The sequence below is a fragment of the Variovorax soli genome, from assembly GCF_031454625.1.
GTDB classification, from domain to species: Bacteria; Pseudomonadota; Gammaproteobacteria; order Burkholderiales; family Burkholderiaceae_C; genus Variovorax; species Variovorax soli_A.
The window spans coordinates 188,162-207,639 of the sequence record NZ_JAVDRF010000002.1 but is presented as its reverse complement, the minus strand read 5'-3'; the positions used below and the strand labels follow the sequence as shown (position 1 = coordinate 207,639).

Sequence of the window (19,478 nt, the reverse complement as noted above, 5' to 3'; positions counted from 1 at the left end):
CACCGAGCTGCTCGAGCAGCAGCGCTCAGACCGACCACTTCTGGATCAGCTTCTCCGCGCCGAGCGAGTCGTAGCTTTCGAAGGGCTGGTGAATCCAGGGATTGGTGGCCAGGTACTCGACCGAGTAGTCGGGCGTGAAGGTCGACAGCGCCTTGGTCCAGATCACGGCGCTGCGCAGCTCGGTGATCGGTTGGTAGTTGCTCTTGAGCATTTCCACCACCGCGTGCAGGGTATGGCCGGAGTCGGCCAGATCGTCGACCAGCAGCACCCGGCCTGCGATCTCGCCCTTGGGCGTGGTGATGTAGCGCGCGATGTCCAGGTGGCCCTGGATCGTGCCGGCGTCGGCGCGGTAGGAGCTGGTGGACATGATGGCCAGCGGCTTGGCGAAGATGCGCGACAGCACGTCACCCGGCCGCATGCCGCCGCGCGCGAGGCACAGGATGGTGTCGAACTGCCAGCCCGACTGGTGCACCTTGATCGCGAGCTTCTCGATCAGGTTGTGGTACTCGTCGTAGCTCACGTACAGGTGTTTGCCGTCTTCGGTCAGCATGGAAGGCCTTCTAGTCGTGGGGGTCGGTGGCTCAATCTGCCAGGTACGGGTGCCGCATCATGATCGTGTGATCGCGGTCCGGGCTGGTGGAAACCATGTGGATCGGCACGCCAGTGACCTGCTCGATGCGCTGCAGGTAGAGCCTCGCATTGACCGGCAGCTTGTCGTACTGGGTGATGCCCACGGTGCTCTCGCTCCAACCCTCCAGCTTCTCGTAGACGGGGGTGCAGCGCTCGATCTCGTCGGCGCCCATCGGCAGGATGTCGGTGTACTCGCCGTCGAGCTCGTAGCCGGTGCACAGCTGCAGCTCCTTCAGGCCGTCCAGCACGTCGAGCTTGGTGATGCACAGGCCGGAGAGCCCGTTGACCTGCGCCGAGCGCTTGAGCAATGCGGCGTCGAACCAGCCGCAGCGGCGGCTGCGGCCGGTGGTCACGCCCTTCTCGGCACCCACCGTGCTCAGGTGGTAGCCGACGGTGCCAGGCTTGTCCCAGTCGAGCTCGGTCGGGAACGGCCCGCCGCCGACGCGCGTGCAGTAGGCCTTGGTGATGCCGAGCACGTAGTGCAGCAGGCTCGGACCGACGCCCGCGCCGGCCGCGGCATTGCCCGCCACGCAGTTGCTGGAGGTCACGTAGGGGTAGGTGCCGTGGTCGATGTCGAGCAGCGTGCCTTGCGCGCCCTCGAACAGCAGGTTGGCGCCCGCACGGTGGGCATCGTTGAGCTCGCGCGAGACGTCGGCCATCATCGGCTTGAGCAGTTCCGCATGGCGCATCGCCTCGTCGTAGACCGCCTGGAACTCGATGGCGGAGGCGCCCAGCATCTGCGTCAGCACATGGTTGTGCAACTCGAGCAGCACCCGCAGCTTGGCAGCGAAGCGATCCGGGTACTTGAGGTCCTGCACGCGCAGCGCGCGGCGCGCGATCTTGTCTTCGTAGGCGGGACCGATGCCGCGGCCGGTGGTGCCGATCTTCTCGACGCCGCCCTTCTCGCGGAAGTTCTCGCGCGCGATGTCCAGCGCGGCGTGGAAAGGAAGGATCAGCGGACAGGCCTCGCTGATGCGCAGGCGCGAACGTACCTCGACGCCGGCCTTCTCCAGCCCCTCGATCTCCTCGAAGAGCTTGGCCGCCGACAGCACGACGCCGTTGCCGATGTAGCACTTGACCCCGGGCCGCATGATGCCGCTCGGGATGAGGTGCAGCGCGGTCTTCACGCCGTTGATGACCAGCGTGTGGCCCGCGTTGTGGCCGCCCTGGAAGCGGACCACGCCCTGCGCGCTTTCGGTCAGCCAGTCGACCAGTTTGCCCTTGCCCTCGTCGCCCCATTGGGTGCCGACGACGACCACGTTTCGTCCGGTGGTGATGCTCATGATTTCTTACTCTCGCTCTTGATTTACTCAGCACGCTCTCGCGCGATCCGCAACCTGAATTGCGCAAGGCCTGGGGGAGTACGCCATGTCAGATGCTTTGGACTTTCCACTGCCCGGCCTGCTCGATCAGCTCGCGGTCGCAGTGGAACTCATCGATCTCGCTCTCGTGGCCGGGCAGCACGCAGACCACGGTCTCGCCCTGGCCGCGCAGCGCCGCGATGGTCTGGGCCAGGCCGCGGGCGTCGCTCCACGGCGCGCGGATCGCGGCGCGCAGGGGCCGCGCCGGCAGCACGCCCACCAGCTCGCGCACGTCGAGGCTGAAGCCGACGGCAGGGCGGTTGCGGCCGAACACCGCGCCCACCTCGTCGTAGCGGCCGCCGCGCACCAGCGCATCGCTGGCGCCTTCCGTGTAGATGCCGAAGCGCATGCCGCTGTAGTACGCATAGCCGCGCAGGTCGGCCAGGTCGAAGCTCACGCGGGCGCCATCGAGCTTCTGGGCCAGGTGCTTCAGGTCCGCGAGTGCCTGGCGCATGCCGGCCGAGTCGGGCAGGACCTTGGCCGCCTCGTCGAGCACCGCGGCATCGCCATAGAGATGCACCAGCGCGAGCAGGCCCTCGCGCGCGGCGGCGGGAAAGCCGGCTGTGATCGCGCCGAGGCCGCTCGCGTCCTTGGCGGCCAGGGCGGCATGCACGCGCGCGATGGTCGCCGCGTCGACCGGCACGCCGGCGAACAGCGCGCGCACGATGCGCGCATCGGCCAGGTCGACGATGACGGGGTGGTGCACCCCGGCCGCGCGCAGGCAGTCGAGCGCGAGAAGCAGCACCTCGGTATCGGCCTCCAGGCCCGCGTGACCGTAGATCTCGGCGCCGAACTGCAAGGGCTCGCGGGTTGCGTGCGGGCGATCGGGGCGGGTGTGGAGCACCGGGCCGCAATAGCAGAGGCGGGCCACGCCGCGGCGGTTGAGCAGGTGGGCGTCGATCCGGGCGACCTGAGGCGTGGTGTCGGCACGCAGCCCCATGCTGCGCCCGGAGAGCTGGTCGACCAGCTTGAACGTCTGCAGGTCCAGCGCCTCGCCGGTGCCGGACAGCAGGGACTCCAGGTGCTCCAGCAGCGGCGGCATCACCAGCTCGCAACCATAGCCACGGGCGGTATCGAGCAGCTGGCGTCGAAGTTCTTCGATGTGACGCGCCTCGGAGGGCAGCACATCGGCAATGTGATCCGGGAGGACCCAGGCGGACATGGGGATCGGGGGCGTGGTTAAACCCGGATTCTACCGGGCCATCGCGGCCCGCCATCCCGTGCGCAAACCAGCTTCAGGCCAGCAGCCAGAGCAGGAAGAGCCCCAGCAGGATGCTGCACAGGCCGAAGAAGCGCAGCTGCCCGTCGCGCAGTTGCATCAGCTGGCCGAAGCCGCGCCGCCAGCCACCGGGCGAAACGAAGGGCAGGATGCCTTCGATCACGAGAACGAGCGCCAGCGCGCTCCAGAAGTTTTCTGCGCTCACGCTCGAATGCTGCGCTTAGCGGCGCCCCGCTGCCGCCGCCCCGCCGGAGCTCTGCATCGCACGGAAGAAGTCCGACGAGGGGTCCAGCACCATCACGTCGCTCTTCTTGTTGAAGCTCTGCTTGTAAGCATCGAGGCTGCGGTAGAACTGCGCGAACTGCGGATCGCGGCCGAAGGCCTCGGCATAGGCCGCTGCTGCGCGCGCGTCGCCCTCACCCTTGATCTTCTGGGCGTCGCGGTAGGCATTGGCCACGGTCACCTCGCGCTGGCGGTCGGCGTCGGCGCGGATCTTCTCGCCCTCGGCGAAGCCGGTGGATCGCAGCTCGTTGGCCACGCGCTTGCGCTCGGCCTCCATCCGTCGATAGACCGATTCGGTGATCGCCTCGACGTAGTCGACGCGTGTGACCCGCACGTCGATGACGTCGATGCCCCAGGGCTTGGCGCCTTTCACCACCGACAGCATCTCGCGCTGCACATCGCTCATGAGGGCCTCGCGCCGCGTCGAGATCAACTCGCGCACGGTGCGCTTGTTGACGTTCTCCTGGAAGGCGTTGCGCACCACGCGGTTGAGCTGCACGGCGCCCGCGTTCTCGTCGAGGCCCACGTTGCGGATGTATTCCGAGGGATTGGTGATGCGCCAGCGCACGTACCAGTCGACCACCACGCGCTGCTTCTCGGCCGTCAGCATGGGCTCGGGGTCGAGACTGGACAGCGTGAGCAGGCGCTTGTCGATGTACGACACGTTCTGGAAAGGCGGCGGGAGCTTGAAGTTCAGGCCCGGCTCGGTGATCACCTCCTTGATCTGCCCGAGGGCGTAGACCACGCCGAACTGGCGCTGGTCGACGACGAAGAGGGTGGAGCTCAGCAGCGCGAGCGCCACCAGGACCGACGAAACGATGAAGCCTAGTCTGTTCATTGTTGTGTTGCTCCTCAGCGCACGTCGCGGTCGCGCGAGCGCCCGTCGCGCGCACGCGAGTCGTTGGGCGGGACGACCGGGATCACCGACGACTGCGGCGGTGCGGTACCGGCCACGTTCGGGCTGGCGCCGTCTGCAGGCGCGCCGGCGGCGCCGGGGCCGGCCGCCTGGATCAGCTTGTCGAGCGGCAAGTAGAGCAAGTTCGAGCCCTGCTTGGAATCGACCAGCACCTTGGTGGTGTTGGTGTAGATCTGCTGCATGGCGTCGGTGTACATGCGGTCGCGCGTGACCTGCGGCGCGCGCTGGTACTCGGCCAACACCGCGCTGAAGCGCTGCGCGTCGCCCTGGGCCTGCGCGATGATGCGGGCCTTGTAGGCCTCCGACTCCTCCTTCAGGCGCGACGCCGTACCGGTGGCGCGCGGCACCACGTCGTTGGCGTAGGCCTGCGCCTCGTTCTTGGTGCGCTCGCGTTCCTGGCCGGCCTTGAGGACGTCGTCGAAGGCGGCCTGCACCTGCTCCGGCGGACGCAATCCGCCCTGCTGCAGGTTGATGTTCACAATCTCGATGCCGACCTTGTACCGGTCCAGGATGTTCTGCATCAGAGTACGCACGCGCGGCGCGATCTGGTCGCGTTCCTCGGCGAGCGCGGCGTCCATCTTCATCTTGCCGACCACTTCGCGCACGGCCGTCTCGGCGACCTGCACCACCGCATCGGTCGGCGTCTTGCTCTCGTACAGGTATGCGCGTGCGTCGCTCAGGCGGTACTGCACGGCGAACTTGATCTCGACGATGTTCTCGTCTTCCGTGAGCATGGCCGAGTCGCGCAGGCCGGTGGAGCGCACGATCGAGTCGCGGCCCACGTCCATCGAGCGGATCTGCGTCACGACCACGATCTCGTGGCGCTGGATCGGGTACGGCAGGCGCCAGTTGAAACCCGCCCCCACGGTCGCCTTGTAGCGGCCGAACTGCGTGATCACGGCCTGCTGGCCTTCGTTGACGATGAAGAAGCCGGTGCCGAGCCAGATCAGCACGGCGACCGCCGCCACCAGGCCCAGCCCGACGCCTGCGTTCTTCATGTCGGGCTTCATGCCGTTGCCGCCATTGCCGCCGTTCGGGCGGCCGCCGTTGCCGCGGCCGCCGAACAGGCCGCCCAGCTTGCGATTGAAGTCGCGCCAGAGCTCGTCGAGATCGGGCGGGCCCTGGTTCGGCCCCTGGCCGCGGGGGCGGTTGTTGTTGCCGGAAGATCCGGAGTCGTCTTCGGGACGGTTGGCGTTGGGACGGTCGCCGTTCGAGGAAGGCTCGTCGCCCCGGCCCCAACGCCCGTCATTCAGGTTGAACATGCCCTGAAACCGTCTCCACACTGGCTTTGCATTCATTCGATCTGTTCTCTGGTCAGTGAGGCGATTGTGCCAATCCGCCGGCGGCATCGTGCAATTCGGTGTCCGGCTCTGGGGTCATGGCCGCGGCCGCAGAAGGCGCGCGCCGCGCCAGCTCGGCCCGCAGCGCCGCCACGCCCTCGCCGCTGTGTGCACTCAGGAAGATGCGCGACACCTGCATGCCGTCGAGCTCGATCTCGTCGGTGGGCGAGAGCGGGCGCTGGGCGTCGTCGAGCGCGTCCAGCTTGTTGAAGACCAGGAGTTGCGGCACGTTGTCGGCGCCGATCTCGCGGAGCACCGACTGCACCTCGGCCATCTGCTCGGGATGGTGCGGATTGGAGGCGTCCACCACGTGCAGCAGCAGGTCGGCATCGACCGCCTCCTGCAGGGTGGCCTTGAAGGCATCGATCAGGCCATGCGGCAGCTCGCGAATGAAGCCCACGGTGTCGGAGATCGACACCTTGCGCGCCGCGTCGCCCAGGTACAGATGCCGCGTGGTGGTGTCGAGCGTGGCGAACAGCTGGTCGGCCGCATAGGCGCGCGCCTTCACCAGCGCATTGAACAGCGAGGACTTGCCGGCGTTGGTGTAGCCGACCAGCGAGATGTTGAAGGTGTCGCGCCGCTCGCGCTGGCGCCGCTGGGTGCCGCGCTGGCGCTGCACCTTGGCGAGCCGTTCGCGCGTGCGCCGGATGGCATCGCCGATCATGCGGCGGTCGAGCTCGATCTGCGTCTCGCCCGGGCCGCCGCGCGTGCCGATGCCGCCGCGCTGGCGCTCCAGGTGGGACCAGCGCCGCACCAGGTGGGTGCTGAGGTATTGCAGCCGCGCCAATTCGACCTGCAACTTGCCCTCGTGGGAACGCGCACGCTGGGCGAAGATCTCGAGGATCAGGAAGGTGCGGTCGTACACCGCCACTCCGAGCTGGCGCTCGAGATTGCGTTGCTGCGCCGGGCTGAGCGCCTGGTCGAAGATCACCTCGCCGGCGCCGTGCAACTCGGCCAGCTCGCGGATCTCGTCGGCCTTGCCGCTGCCGACGAACAGCGCCGCATCGGGCGCCCGCCGCTTGGCGATCAGGCGCGCGACCGGCTCGAGGCCTGCGGTCTGCGCGAGCAGGCCGAGTTCCTCCAGTTCGCCGTCGAAATGGGGCAGCCCGAAATCGACACCGACGAGAACGACGGCACCGTCTTTCCGGGAATTCAGTTCAGACAAGCGGAATCAATGGGAAAAAGCGCGGCGGGCGAGCCGCCGCGCTCCGTGCACTCAGGCAGCAGCGTCGTCGCTCTCGTTGGCCGAGAAGTTGACGGCCCGTCCCGGCACGATGGTGGAGATGGCGTGTTTGTAGACCATCTGGGTCACCGTATTGCGAAGCAACACGACGTACTGATCGAAAGACTCGATCTGCCCTTGCAGCTTGATGCCGTTGACCAAATAGATCGAAACCGGCACGTGCTCTCGACGCAAGGTATTCAGAAAGGGGTCTTGTAGGAGTTGCCCTTTATTGCTCACGATATTCTCCGTGTTCAAGAGTAGTTGTTGGACCGGTCACCTTAACACAGCGCTTCCGCACTGCAGCACGAAACCTCCATGGCCCGCAAAAAATAACGGCACTCGCGCGCCGGAACTTCGAACGCCAGCGGCACTCGCCGCCGGGCGTGCCCCGAACTGCGGCGTGCAGTGCGCCGACGGTGGACACTCAGCCTTCCTTGTCGGCGTAAGGATTGTGCGAAGTCTTGAACTCGATGCGCAAGGGCGTGCCGACCAGGTCGAACTCCTTGCGGAAGCGCCCCTCCAGAAAACGCCGGTAGGCCTCGGTGACGTGTTCCAGCGAATTGCCGTGGATGACGATCACCGGAGGGTTCATGCCACCCTGGTGCGCATAGCGCAACTTGGGGCGGAACATGCCTGACTTCTTGGGCGTCTGGAACTGCACGGCCTCCAGCAGCAGGCGCGTGAGGACCGGCGTCGACATCTTGCGGGTGGCCGATTTGTGGGCCTGGGCGATGGCCTGCCACAGTGGACCCAGACCCTGTCGCCGAGTGGCCGAAATGAAGTGCAGCGAGGCGAACTTCAGAAAGGCCAGCCGGGTCTCGATCTGGCGCTGGATCTGCTCGCGCTGATAGCTGTCGACCGCGTCCCACTTGTTGATCGCGATCACCACCGCGCGGCCGCTTTCCAGGATGTACCCGGCGATGTGGGCGTCCTGGTCGGTGACGCCGAGGGTGGCGTCGATCAGGAGCAGTACCACGTTGGCCGACTCGATGGCCTGCAGTGTCTTGACGACCGAGAACTTCTCGATGGCCTCGAACACTTTGCCCTTGCGTCGCAGGCCGGCCGTGTCGATGAGCTCGAAGCGCTGGCCGTTGCGCTCGAAGGGCACCGAGATCGCGTCGCGCGTGGTGCCGGGCAGGTCGAAGGCCACCAGCCGCTCCTCGCCGAGCCAGGTGTTGATGAGGGTCGACTTGCCCGCATTGGGCCGGCCTGCGACCGCCAGCTTGATCGGTTTGTTGACGTCGTCTTCCTGGTCCTCGTCGTCCGGCTCGGGCAACGCCAGCGGCTCGAGCGCGAGTTCGACCAGGCTGCGGATGCCCTGCCCGTGCGCCGCCGAGACGCCATGCACCTCGCCGAAGCCCAGTTCGTAGAACTCCGCCAGCCGCGCGGTGTCCTTCATGCCCTCGGCCTTGTTGGCCGCCAGCACGCAGGGCTTGCCGAGGCGGCGCAGTTCGTTGGCGATGTCGTGGTCCTGCGCCGAGAGTCCTTCGCGCGCATCGACCACGAAGATCACCACGTCGGCTTCGGCCACCGCCTGACGCGTCTGCTTGGCCATCTCCTTGAAGATGCCGCTGCCCGCGTCGGGTTCGAAGCCGCCGGTGTCGATGACGATGAACTCGTGCGGGCCCTGGCGGCCGTTGCCGTAATGGCGGTCGCGCGTGAGGCCGGCAAAGTCGGCGACGATGGCGTCGCGGGTCTGGGTCAGGCGGTTGAACAGCGTCGACTTGCCGACGTTGGGGCGCCCGACCAGCGCGATCACGGGTTTCATGGTCGAACGCTCGCCTTCACTGCCTATTCGGGCCGATAGCCGAAGACGCCGCCGTTGCGGGTCACGACGACGACGGTGTTGCCCGACAGCACGGGCGCCGCGGCGATGGCCGAGCCGTCCGGCGTCAGCCGGTTGAGCGGCGCGCCGTCCTCGCGCGAGATCACGTGCACGAGACCCGTGCTGTCGCCGATGATCAGCGAGCGCCCGACCGCCAGCGGCGCGGTCAGGGAGCGGTACTTGAATCGATCGATCTGCCAGGCGCGCTCGCCGTCGTTGCGGCGCCAGGCCACCACGTTGCCGTTCTCCTCGGTGCCGTAGACGAAGCGGTCATCGCCGGCGATGCCCTCGGCGCCATTGGCCGGCTTGCTCCAGAGCAGCGTGCCGCGCAAGGTGTCGACGCAGCCCACGCTCGCGTAATAGGCGCGCGCGCAGACGGAATCTCCCACGCGGCTCACGCTGCCGGTCAGGTCGACCAGGCGCTCCACGTCGTTGGTGCCGCGCGGCGCGGCGATCGGCGCTTCCCAGCGCGAGGTGCCGTTGGCCGGGTTGATGCCGACCAGGCGCCCGCCGACGCCGGTCACCAGCGTGTCGCCGACAGCGATCAGCACGCCGGGGCGCTTCAGCACCAGGTTTTCGGCGGTGCGCTGCTGCGACCACAGGCGGCGGCCGGTCTGGCCGTCCCAGGCGCTGGTGGTGCGGTCCGCGGTCTGCACGAAGACACGGCGGCCTGCCACCAGCGGCGCGGTGTACGACTGGGCTGGCAGCCGCTGCCGCCATAGCACCTTGCCGCCCTGCAGTGCGACGAGTTCGTTGCCCGCGGTGATGACGGCCACCAGCGAGCCGTCGCTGCCCGCGCCGGCCGCCAGCGGCGCGCCGACGCTGGCGCGCCACGACTCCTGGCCCGAGCGGGCGTCGATCATGACCACGGTGCCGTCGGTGGCGGCAACCGTCACCAGGTCGCCGCTGACATCGGTGGTGAGCGGGAAATCCACCTTCGGGATGCGGATGTTCCAGGCTTGCCGCACGCCGAGCACCGCTTGGTTGGGCGGCAGCTCCGCCGGCTTGGGCTTGGCCGTGCCGGAGCAGGCCGCGAGCGCGGCGACGACGAGCGCGGCAGCCCCGGCGCGCAGGAGGGAGGCGGGAAGCATCGAACGCTGGCTGAAATTCATGGTGTGGTCTTGGCGGAAGATGCGGTGCCGGCCGGGGCCAGGGTCTTGGGGTCGACGCCGACCGCGTTGAGCTTGATCTCGACCAGGCGGCGGTACTCGTTGCCCGGCAGGAAAGCGGACCAGGCCTTGCGGTACTCGGCCTTGGCCTCTTCGCGCTTGCCCTGGGTCATGTAGACATCGCCCTTGCGGTCGGCCGCCAGCGCCTCGAATTCCTTGGGCATGCTGACCGAGAGCTGCTTGATCGCCTCGTCGTAGGACTTGGCCTCCAGCAGTTCGCCCGCCAGGCGCAGCCGGGCGACGGCCTGGTAGCCGGGGTCCTCCCCCTTCTCCGCCACCCAGGCCAGCGCGGCGCGCGCGGCTTCGGCATTGCCCTTCTCGTGCAGCACGCGAGCGGCCAGCAGGCCGCCCTGCTGGGCATAGGCGGTGCCGGCGAACTTGCTCTTCATGTCAGCCAGAGCGCGCTCGACGCGCGCCGTATCGCCGGCCTGCGCGCCGCGTTCGAGCTCATCGTAGAGCGCCGAGGCGCGTGCCGCCTGCTCGCGCTGCCAGTACTGCCATCCGGTCCAGCCCAGAAAGGCGCCGGCCGCCAGCACCACGACCCAGGTGATCAGCGTGCCGTAGGTGTTCCAGAAATGCTTGAGCTGGTCGAGCTGTTCCTGTTCTTCGAGATCGAGATGCGTGGCCATGCGGTGTCAGTTGTTGGGAGCCGGGGATTGTAGGGTCGAGGCCCAGGCCAGATCGGCCAGCGGGCGGGCGACCTGGGCCCCGGTGCCGTCGCGCAGCGCCTTCACCGTGAGCTCGCCGCGCGCCAGTTCGTCGGCGCCGAAGATCAGCGCATAGGTCGCGCCGCTGCTGTCGGCTTTCTTGAACTGGGACTTGAAGCTCCCCATGCCGTCGGCGGTAGCGCCGTGCATCTGCACCCGCACGCCGGCCTCGCGCAGCTGTTGGAGCGTGCGCAACGCGACCGGCATCGCGGCCGTATCCGGCACCACCGCATAGGCGTCCGGCGCGGGCATGGGAATGGCCGTGCCCTGCTCCTTCAGCAACTCGAGCACCCGCTCCACGCCAATGGCCCAGCCCACCGCCGGCGCGGGCTTGCCGCCGAGTTGCTCGAACAGGCCGTCATAGCGCCCGCCGGCGCACACGGTGCCCTGCGAGCCGAGTCGGTCGGTCACGAACTCGAAGACGCTGAGGTTGTAGTAGTCGAGGCCGCGCACCAGGCGCGGATTGACGGTGTAGGCAATGCCATTGGCATCGAGGATGGCCTTCAGCCCCTCGAAATGCGCGAGCGACTCGGCGCCGAGAAAATCGATCAGCTTCGGCGCGGCTTCCACCATCGCTTTCATGGCCGGGTTCTTGGTGTCGAGAATGCGCAGCGGATTGCTGTGCAGGCGGCGCCTGGCGTCCTCGTCGAGCTGGTGGGCATGCGCCTCGAAGTGAGCGACCAGCTGGGCCCGGTGCTGCGCGCGCTCGGCCGGCTGGCCCAGGCTGTTGATCTCCAGGCGCACGTCCGTCAGCCCGATAGCCTTCCACAGCGCGCTGGCGAGCAGGACCAGCTCCGCATCGACGTCCGGCCCGGCGAAGCCCAGCGCCTCGACGTCGATCTGATGGAACTGGCGGAAGCGCCCTCGCTGCGGCTTCTCGCGCCGAAACATCGGGCCGATGGCCCACAGGCGCTTGCCGCCGTCGTAAAGCATGTTGTGCTCGATCGCGGCGCGCACGATGCCGGCGGTGTTCTCCGGGCGCAGCGTCAGGTGGTCGTTGTCGCCGTACTTGTCCGAACGGTCGTGAAAGGAGTACATCTCCTTCTCGACGATGTCCGTCACCTCGCCGATGCCGCGCACGAACAGGGCCGTGTGCTCCAGGATCGGCGTGCGGATGTTGCGGTAGGCGTAGCGCGACATCAGCTCGCGCACAGTGGCTTCGAGCCATTCCCAGCGCGCCGATTCCGGCGGCAAGGTGTCGTTCATGCCTTTGACGGCATTGAGTTTGTCGGTCATTCGGGTTGCAGATTTTTTTTGAAGTCGGACTTCAGGAGGTCCGGTTTTTCATTCATGCCTTGCCAAAGCGCCTCTCGACGTAGTCCTCGACCAGCTGATGGAACTCGGCGGCGATGTTCTCGCCACGCAGCGTCAGCGCTTTTTCGCCATCGACGAAGACGGGCGCGGCCGGTGCCTCGCCGGTGCCGGGCAGGCTGATGCCGATGTCGGCATGCTTGCTCTCGCCGGGGCCGTTGACGATGCAGCCCATCACGGCCACCTTCATCGTCTCGACGCCCGGGTACCGGCTGCGCCAGACCGGCATCTGCAGGCGCAGGTAGTCGTCGATCTGCTTGGCCAGTTCCTGGAAGGTGGTGCTGGTGGTGCGCCCGCAGCCGGGGCAGGCGGTGACGCTCGGCACGAACACGCGCAGGCCGAGGGCTTGCAGGATCTCGTTGGCGATCACCACTTCCTGCGTGCGCGATTCGCCGGGTTGCGGCGTGAGCGAGACGCGGATGGTGTCGCCGATGCCTTCCTGCAGCAGGATCGACAGCGCGGTGGCCGAGGCCACCGTGCCCTTGGTGCCCATGCCGGCTTCGGTCAGGCCCAGGTGCAGCGCATAGTCGCAGCGCTTGGCCAGCTCGCGGTAGACCGAGATCAAATCCTGCACGCCGCTCACCTTGCAGCTCAGGATGATCTGGCTGCCCGCCATGCCCATCGATTCGGCCAGCTGCGCCGAGCCGATGGCCGAGCTGACCAGCGCCTCGTACATCACCTGCTTCGCGTCCCACGGCTCGGTGCGGCGGCTGTTCACATCCATCAGGCTGGCCAGCAGCTCCTGGTCGAGGCTGCCCCAGTTCACGCCGATGCGCACCGGCTTGTTCCAGCGCATGGCGGCATCGATCATCTGGCCGAACTGGCGGTCGCGCTTGTCGCCCTTGCCCACGTTGCCGGGATTGATGCGGTACTTGCTCAGCGCCTCGGCACAGGCCGGGAAGTCGGTCAGCAGGCGGTGGCCGTTGTAGTGAAAGTCGCCGATCAGCGGCACGTCGACGCCCATTCGGTCGAGTTGCTCGCGGATGTAGGGTACCTGCGCCGCGGCCTCGGGCGTGTTGACGGTGATGCGCACCATCTCGGAGCCGGCCTGCGCCAACTCCTTGACCTGGATCGCGGTGCCGATCGCATCCACCGTATCCGTATTGGTCATCGACTGAACACGCACGGGCGCGTCGCCGCCGACGGTGACGATGCGGGGGCCCCAGCTCACGCTGGCCTGGCGAGAGCGGCGAGCGCGTGGCGCAGCCGATTCGATGGGCAGGCAGCTGCCGGGCATCGCCAGATCTTCACTCATAAGGCAACCTCCTGGACCCCGGCTGCGGTGCGAGCCCCCTTCGGAGCGGCCGGGCGGCACTCATGGCTTCACCTCGAACCGGGCCACGCCGCCGCCGCGCGTCACCGGCTTCAGGTCGAAGGCCTTGCCACGCACCTGTACGTCCACGCCCGAGGCGCGGCCGATGACCACGGACAGGGGCAAGGCGCCGCTGAGCCCCACGGTCTCGCCGGCCTGCACCGTGCGCCGCAGCAGGGACTTGCCGGCGGCGTCGTTCACCGTGACCCACGAGTCCTGGCGCGCGACGAAGACGATCTGGTCCGCGCCAGTGGCAGCCGGCGCCTGGATCGCCGGCGTCGCCGCAGCGGGTGCCGGCACTGCCGGCGCAGAGTCCGCTGCCGGTGGCGCCACAGGCTCGGACGCCTCGACGACGCCGTCAGCCTGGGCCGGATTTGCCGGCGCCTGTGCCGCGGGCGAGGACGCCTCGCTCTTCTCGGCAGGGCGCGTGATCTGCGAGATCGCCTCGCCCAGCCGGTCGAAGATCGACGAGGGCAGCCAGAACAGCACCGCCGCGCCGACCAGCAGCAGGGCCACGACCATCAGCAGCGCGCGCGAAGGCAGGCCGCTGGGTCCGTTGCCGGCGCGCACCTGCGAAGGCAGTGCCTTGCTCATGGTGCGGTCGGCCTGCGCCAGCCCCGCGGGCTGCGCACCGGGCAGCTTGGCCAGCACCGGCGCGGGATCGATGCGCAGCGCGCGGCACACGCTGGCGGCGAGCGCACGCGCGAACACCGGATCGGGCAAGGCTTCGATGTCGTCGGACTCCAGCGCCGCCAGCTTCTGCGGCGTCACCTTGAGCGCGGCGGCCACCATGTCGAGGTGCAGGCCGTGCGCCTCGCGCGCCTGGCGCAGCATGTCCCCGGCGCTCATGTGGGTGCTGTCGCCGGCTATCAGGGGTACAGCAGCCGAGGCCCCGAATTCGCTCGCCTTTTCAATCATTGAAGTTTCCGCGCTCATAGGCCGCAGCCTCGCGCGATTGCGGGAAGCGCCGCTGCAGCTGGCCGGCGAGCTGTGTGACCGCATCGCGGTTGTTGAGCCGGCGTTCGACCTTGATGCCCAGCCACAGCGTCTCGGCGCTGGCCGCGGGCCCGTTGTTGATGCGGCGGATGTAGAACTGCGCACGCGACCAGTCCTCGCGCTGCGCCAGCAGCGAAGCGAGGTTGTAGCCGATCACCGGGTTGCCGGCATCGATCTCGTAGGCCTGTGTCAGGCTGCGCTCGGCGTCGGCACGCTGGCCGGCGCGCATCTGGCACACGCCCTGCGTCATCAGCGTCTTGGCGCGGTCGCCGTAGGTGGCAATGGCCAGGGCTGCGGAAAACTGCTGCTGCGCATCGCCGAAGCGGTTCTGCTGGCACAGCAGCCAGCCGTAGTTGTGCAGCGTGTTGGGGTCGCGCGGGTTCAGCGCGATCGCGCGGCGGAAGCTGTCCTCGGCCAGGCCGGCATCGTCCAGGCGCATGTAGACCAGGCCGCGCAGGTTGTAGGCGTCGGCGAAGTTGGGATCGGCGGCCAGCGCCTGCTTGATCTCGTCCAGCGCGACGGTGGGCTGCCCCTGCTCGAAGTAGCCGACGGCGAGCTCGATGCGCAGGCGGGCGCGCTTGCGGGCATTGCCTTCGTCCGAGTCCGTCATGATGCCGGCCGCGTTGCCGGCGGTGCTGGGCACGCCGGCATCCTTGGTGGCGCAGCCGGCGAGCACGACTGCCGCCGCGACGCCGAAGAGCGCTTGCATCATCCGCTGCTGCGCGGTCGAAGGGGCCTTGATCATCGGTTCATTGCTCCTGGGCAGTGGAGATCTTCTTGCGCGCCGGGTGCAGGACCACGGTGCGCCGCTGCGCCATGCGCTGGGCGGCGTTGGTCCGGTCTTTCACGTCGCCGGCCAGCTGCCCGCAGGCCGCGTCGATGTCATCGCCGCGGGTCTTGCGCACCGTGGTCACGATGCCCGCGTCGCTCAGCAGCTTGGCGAATGCGAGCACGCGCGGCTGCGGCGAGCGCAGCAGGCCGGAGGCCGGAAAGGGGTTGAAAGGGATCAGGTTGAATTTGCAGGAGACGCCCTGCGACCGCACCAGCTCGATCAGCTGGCGCGCATGCGCGGGCTGGTCGTTGACGCCGTCGAGCATGCAGTACTCGAAGGTGATGAAGTCCCGCGGCGCATGCGCCAGGTAGCGCTTGCAGGCGTCCAGCAGTTCGGCCAGCGGGTATTTGCGATTGAGCGGCACCAGGTCGTCACGCAGCGCATCGTTGGGCGCATGCAGCGACACCGCCAGCGCCACCGGGCAATCGGCGCCGAGCCGGTCGATCATGGGCACCACGCCGGAAGTCGAGACCGTCACCCGCCGGCGCGACAAGCCGTAGGCGTTGTCGTCGAGCATGGTGCGCAGGGCCGGCACCAGCGCCGCATAGTTTTGCAGCGGCTCGCCCATGCCCATCATCACCACGTTGGAGATCACGCGTTCGTCGCGTTTCAGGTGCTTGCGCAGGAAGTGCTCGGCAAACCAAAGCTGGGCCACGATCTCGCCCGTGCCGAGGTTGCGGCTGAAGCCCTGGTGGCCGGTGGAGCAGAAGCGGCAGCCGACGGCGCAGCCGGCCTGCGAAGACACGCACAGCGTGCCGCGGTCGTCCTCGGGGATGAACACGGCCTCGACAGCATTGCCTTCGCCGACATCGAACAGCCACTTGATGGTGCCGTCGGCCGATTCCTGCTGGGTGACGACCGGCAGGGCTTCGACACGTGCGCTGCCCGCGAGCTTCTCGCGCAGCGACTTCGCGAGATCGGTCATCTCGGCGAAGTCGCTCGCGCCCCGTTGATGGATCCAGCGGAACAGCTGCGTGGCGCGGAAGCGCTTCTCGCCGAGCTTTTCGCAGAACGCGGCCAGCCCCTCGAGGTCGAAGTCGAGCAGGTTGGCCGTGGTCATTGCGCGCGGGAAGGCTCCGCCTCAGCGGGCCTTGAGCTCGGGGAAGAAGAAGGCGATTTCGACCTTCGCGGTTTCGGCAGCGTCCGAGCCATGGACGGCATTGGCGTCGATGCTGTCCGCGAAGTCGGCGCGGATGGTGCCCGGAGCTGCCTTCTTCGGGTCGGTGGCGCCCATCAGGTCGCGGTTCTTGGCGATGGCGTCCTCTCCCTCGAGGGCCTGCACGAACACGGGGCCGGAGATCATGAAGCTGACCAGATCCTTGAAGAAGGGGCGCTCCTTGTGCACGGCGTAGAACTGCTCGGCGTCGGCCTGCGACAGCTGTACCAGCTTGGCGGCCACGATCTTGAGGCCGGCGGCTTCGAAGCGGGAGACGATCTTGCCGATGACGTTCTTCGCGACGGCGTCGGGCTTGATGATGGAGAGGGTGCGTTCGATGGCCATTGAAGTGCTTTCTTGAGTGCTTGGATTTCGATGAGTTCCGTCAAGCCGCAGCGGCAGGCTGCGCTCCCTTGACAAAGCCTCTGATTTTAACCGGCGCGGCCATCACCGCCCGTGACGGGCGGGTGAAAGGGCCACGGCCGATCGTGCGATCAGCGGCCGCGGCGGCGACCGCCGCCCTGCCCGCCGAAGTTGCCGCCGGAGGGACCGCCCGAAGGCCCGCCTCCGCCGCGGCGCGGGCCCGATCGCTGCTCCTTGCGTTGGCGCGAGAAGCTGTCGGCGCCGATGTAGCCCAGCGAGGTCTTCATCGGATCGGGCTGGCTGTTGCCGCCACCCGGGGCCCGGTCATCGCGCTTGCCGCCCTGGCGATTGCGGCGTGCCTGGCCCTGCCCCTGCGGCGCGCCGCCGTTGCCGCCGCGACCGCGGGCGTTGGGCCCGCTGGTCAGCGGATTCGGGATCGGCGGCTCCCGGCTCTCGGACTGCGCACCGCCGCCATTGCGGTTGCCGCGGCGCTTGCGATTTCGGTTGCTGCGGCCGCCGCCTTCCTGGCCCCTGCCCTTCGGTCCGGGACCGGGGCTCGGGCCGCGGCCGGGACGTTCCGAACCCAGCGCCTGGAACAGCGCGCGGATGTCGCGCTCGTCCAGTTCCATCCAGGCGCCGCGCTTGAGGCCGCGCGGCAGCACCATGGCGCCATAGCGGATGCGGATCAGGCGGCTGACCGCGTGGCCCACCGATTCGAACAGGCGGCGCACCTCGCGGTTGCGGCCCTCGGAGATCGTGACGCGGTACCAGCAGTTCGAGCCCTCGCCGCCGCCGTCCTCGATGGTGCCGAAGTGCGCCATGCCATCGTCGAGGCGCACGCCTTCGAGCAGGCGCTGCTTCTCGTCGTTGCTCAGCGCACCCAGCACCCGGACCGCGTACTCGCGTTCGAGGCCGAAGCGCGGATGCATCAGTTGGTTGGCCAGCTCGCCCGAGCTGGTAAACAGCAGCAGGCCCTCGGTGTTGAGGTCGAGGCGCCCCACCGACTGCCACTTGCCTTGCGGCAGGCGCGGCAGCTTGCGGAACACGGTGGGACGGTTCTGCGGATCGTCGTGCGTCACGACCTCGCCGACCGGCTTGTGGTAGGCGATCACGCGCGCCGGCGGCGGCGCGATGCGGTAGCGGATCGGCTTGCCGTTGAGCTTGACCTGGTCGCCGAACTGAATGCGCTGGCCGATGTGGGCCGGCTCGTTGTTGACCGAAATGCGGCCCTGGAGGATCAACTGCTCCATCTCCAGCCGCGAGCCCAGCCCCGCCTGCGCCAGCACCTTGTGGAGCTTGGGCGAGTCGGCTTCGGGCAGCAGCACGCGCTTGAGCGGCGGCACTTCGGGGCTGTCCTCGTCGGCGTCGAACTGGCCGGAGACGACGTCGACGAAGCGGATCGGCTCGGGCGGCGGCGCATTGCGCTGCTCGCGCTCGGCGGCGCGGCGCGCACGGTCGAGGTCGTCCTCCTCCTCGTCGGGCTCTTCCTCTTCGTCCTCTTCGTCCTGCTCGTCCTGTTCACCCTCTTGGACTCGGGTGGTCTCGCGGGGCGCCACCGGCTCCCGGACCTCGGCCGGCTCGACCGGAACAGGGGCTTCGATCACTTCGGCGGCCGGGGTCATAACCGGCGCGGCCGGCGCTTCGACCTCCTCGACGGCGGTCTCGGCTGCCGGATCGGCCGGCTTGCGGCGGCGCGGCCGGCGCTTGCGCGGCGCCTCGCCCGCTGCTTCGGCGGCGGGATGTGCACCGTCTTCGCTGGGCTGCGCGGGGACGGCCGGCGCCTCTTCTTCGGACACGGGTCCGGCCGGCAGCATTGCTGCGTCTTCAGGATCGGATGGGCTCATGGTCGGGTTCCGGAACGGACGGCGGGGGTGTCTTCCTCGTCCGCCTCGAGGTCGGGCTCGGGCGTGAACGAGGGCTGGAGCTCGGGCTGGTGGCCGGCGGCCACGAAGGTCGCGGCGGCGCCGGGTTCGGCTTCGAGAGGCACTTCGGGTGGATGGGGATCAGCCTGGGTGTGGGATTCGGCCGGAGATACGCCCGCGTCTGCGGGCTCGGCAGTGGACCTCGCGGAAGAGTCGAGCGGGACCGCCTGAACTTCTTCCACGGCCGGGGCCTGCTCGAGACCGGCCTCGTCCTCCGGGCTGGCGGGACCCGCCTCGACCACCGGCTCGTCGATCGGCAAGCCAGGCTGCCGGTCGGCGGCCTGCGCCAGGGCGCCGACCAGTCCGGCCTGCTGGGCAGGCGTTTCGATGACCGGCAACTGGTCGAGCGATTCCAGGCCGAGATCATCGAGAAACTGGCGCGTGGTCGCATAGAGCGCCGGCCGGCCCACGGTCTCGCGGTGGCCGATGACCTCGACCCAGTTGCGGTCTTCGAGCTGCTTCAGGATCAGCGAGTTGATGGTGACGCCGCGGATGTCTTCCATGTCGCCGCGGGTGACCGGCTGGCGGTAGGCGATGATGGCGAGTGTCTCGAGCGCGGCGCGCGTGTAGCGAGGCGGCTTTTCAGGGTGCAGGCGATCGAGGTGGTCGCGCAGCTCGGGGCGGCTCTGGAAGCGCCAGCCGGTGGCCACGCTCACGAGCTCCAGGCCGCGCTGCGACCAGTCTTCCTGCAGTTCGTGCAACAGCGACTTGATCGTGTCGGCGCCCAGCTCGTCGTCGAACAGCACGCGCAGTTCGCGCACCGGCAAGGGCTGCGTCGAACAGATCAAGGCGGTTTCGAGAATGCGCTTGGCATCCGCCGTATTCATGGTTCGCGGTATCCGGGAAAAGGCGCCTTGAAGACGCTTGTTTTTCAGAAGGATGGAAGAAGGCGCTGCCGGCACTCGGGCGATG

General features: G+C 68.4%; 19 protein-coding genes. All 19 read right to left on the bottom strand.

Going from position 1 to position 19,478, the window contains the following annotated elements; translation table 11 throughout:
* Window positions 1-25: 25 nt before the first annotated feature.
* The 19 genes from J2739_RS04830 to scpB all read right to left on the bottom strand — a co-directional run bounded on the left by J2739_RS04830 (window position 26) and on the right by scpB (window position 19,393).
* Window positions 26-550 (bottom strand): phosphoribosyltransferase, encoded by a 525-nt coding sequence (locus J2739_RS04830; protein ID WP_309899115.1) that lies wholly within the window; start codon window positions 548-550, stop codon window positions 26-28.
* 31 nt (window positions 551-581) lie between these two features.
* Complete coding sequence (locus tag J2739_RS04825) at window positions 582-1,913, bottom strand: adenylosuccinate synthase (protein WP_309899113.1); 1,332 nt, start codon at window positions 1,911-1,913, stop codon at window positions 582-584.
* 88 nt (window positions 1,914-2,001) lie between these two features.
* Window positions 2,002-3,153 (bottom strand): ATP phosphoribosyltransferase regulatory subunit, encoded by a 1,152-nt coding sequence (locus J2739_RS04820; RefSeq protein ID WP_309899111.1) that lies wholly within the window; start codon window positions 3,151-3,153, stop codon window positions 2,002-2,004.
* A 73-nt stretch (window positions 3,154-3,226) separates the two neighbouring features.
* Window positions 3,227-3,415: a DUF2065 domain-containing protein gene (locus tag J2739_RS04815; protein ID WP_309899109.1), complete on the bottom strand. Its 189-nt coding sequence runs from the start codon at window positions 3,413-3,415 to the stop codon at window positions 3,227-3,229.
* Between the two features lie 15 nt (window positions 3,416-3,430).
* On the bottom strand, window positions 3,431-4,330 hold the full coding sequence (gene hflC / locus J2739_RS04810; RefSeq protein ID WP_309899107.1) for a protease modulator HflC: 900 nt from the start codon (window positions 4,328-4,330) through the stop codon (window positions 3,431-3,433).
* Between the two features lie 14 nt (window positions 4,331-4,344).
* Window positions 4,345-5,670, bottom strand: a complete 1,326-nt coding sequence (gene hflK / locus J2739_RS04805) for an FtsH protease activity modulator HflK (RefSeq protein ID WP_309899105.1) — start codon at window positions 5,668-5,670, stop codon at window positions 4,345-4,347.
* 52 nt (window positions 5,671-5,722) lie between these two features.
* Window positions 5,723-6,913, bottom strand: coding sequence for a GTPase HflX (gene hflX, locus J2739_RS04800; RefSeq protein WP_309899103.1), 1,191 nt, complete (start codon window positions 6,911-6,913; stop codon window positions 5,723-5,725).
* A gap of 51 nt (window positions 6,914-6,964) precedes the next feature.
* A complete protein-coding gene (hfq, locus tag J2739_RS04795; RefSeq protein ID WP_093378535.1) occupies window positions 6,965-7,210 on the bottom strand; it encodes an RNA chaperone Hfq in 246 nt (81 codons plus the stop codon).
* Between the two features lie 187 nt (window positions 7,211-7,397).
* Complete coding sequence (gene der, locus J2739_RS04790; protein WP_309899101.1) at window positions 7,398-8,741, bottom strand: ribosome biogenesis GTPase Der; 1,344 nt, start codon at window positions 8,739-8,741, stop codon at window positions 7,398-7,400.
* 23 nt (window positions 8,742-8,764) lie between these two features.
* Entirely contained in the window at window positions 8,765-9,910 is a 1,146-nt protein-coding gene (gene bamB / locus J2739_RS04785) for an outer membrane protein assembly factor BamB (RefSeq protein WP_309899100.1), read from the bottom strand.
* On the bottom strand, window positions 9,907-10,596 hold the full coding sequence (locus J2739_RS04780) for a YfgM family protein (protein ID WP_309899097.1): 690 nt from the start codon (window positions 10,594-10,596) through the stop codon (window positions 9,907-9,909). The genes bamB and J2739_RS04780 overlap by 4 nt, the downstream gene beginning before the upstream one ends.
* Window positions 10,597-10,602: 6 nt before the next feature.
* Window positions 10,603-11,910 (bottom strand): histidine--tRNA ligase, encoded by a 1,308-nt coding sequence (hisS, locus tag J2739_RS04775; RefSeq protein WP_309899095.1) that lies wholly within the window; start codon window positions 11,908-11,910, stop codon window positions 10,603-10,605.
* Between the two features lie 52 nt (window positions 11,911-11,962).
* Window positions 11,963-13,222, bottom strand: coding sequence for a flavodoxin-dependent (E)-4-hydroxy-3-methylbut-2-enyl-diphosphate synthase (gene ispG / locus J2739_RS04770; RefSeq protein WP_405053840.1), 1,260 nt, complete (start codon window positions 13,220-13,222; stop codon window positions 11,963-11,965).
* A 78-nt stretch (window positions 13,223-13,300) separates the two neighbouring features.
* A complete protein-coding gene (locus J2739_RS04765; RefSeq protein ID WP_309899091.1) occupies window positions 13,301-14,146 on the bottom strand; it encodes a helix-turn-helix domain-containing protein in 846 nt (281 codons plus the stop codon).
* Between the two features lie 61 nt (window positions 14,147-14,207).
* Window positions 14,208-15,038 (bottom strand): type IV pilus biogenesis/stability protein PilW, encoded by an 831-nt coding sequence (pilW, locus tag J2739_RS04760; RefSeq protein ID WP_309899089.1) that lies wholly within the window; start codon window positions 15,036-15,038, stop codon window positions 14,208-14,210.
* A 4-nt stretch (window positions 15,039-15,042) separates the two neighbouring features.
* Window positions 15,043-16,185, bottom strand: a complete 1,143-nt coding sequence (rlmN, locus tag J2739_RS04755; RefSeq protein WP_309899087.1) for a dual-specificity RNA methyltransferase RlmN — start codon at window positions 16,183-16,185, stop codon at window positions 15,043-15,045.
* Between the two features lie 21 nt (window positions 16,186-16,206).
* Window positions 16,207-16,626: a nucleoside-diphosphate kinase gene (gene ndk / locus J2739_RS04750; RefSeq protein WP_309899086.1), complete on the bottom strand. Its 420-nt coding sequence runs from the start codon at window positions 16,624-16,626 to the stop codon at window positions 16,207-16,209.
* A 149-nt stretch (window positions 16,627-16,775) separates the two neighbouring features.
* Complete coding sequence (locus J2739_RS04745; RefSeq protein WP_309899084.1) at window positions 16,776-18,488, bottom strand: pseudouridine synthase; 1,713 nt, start codon at window positions 18,486-18,488, stop codon at window positions 16,776-16,778.
* Window positions 18,485-19,393 (bottom strand): SMC-Scp complex subunit ScpB, encoded by a 909-nt coding sequence (gene scpB / locus J2739_RS04740; protein WP_309899082.1) that lies wholly within the window; start codon window positions 19,391-19,393, stop codon window positions 18,485-18,487. The genes J2739_RS04745 and scpB overlap by 4 nt, the downstream gene beginning before the upstream one ends.
* Window positions 19,394-19,478: the final 85 nt, after the last annotated feature.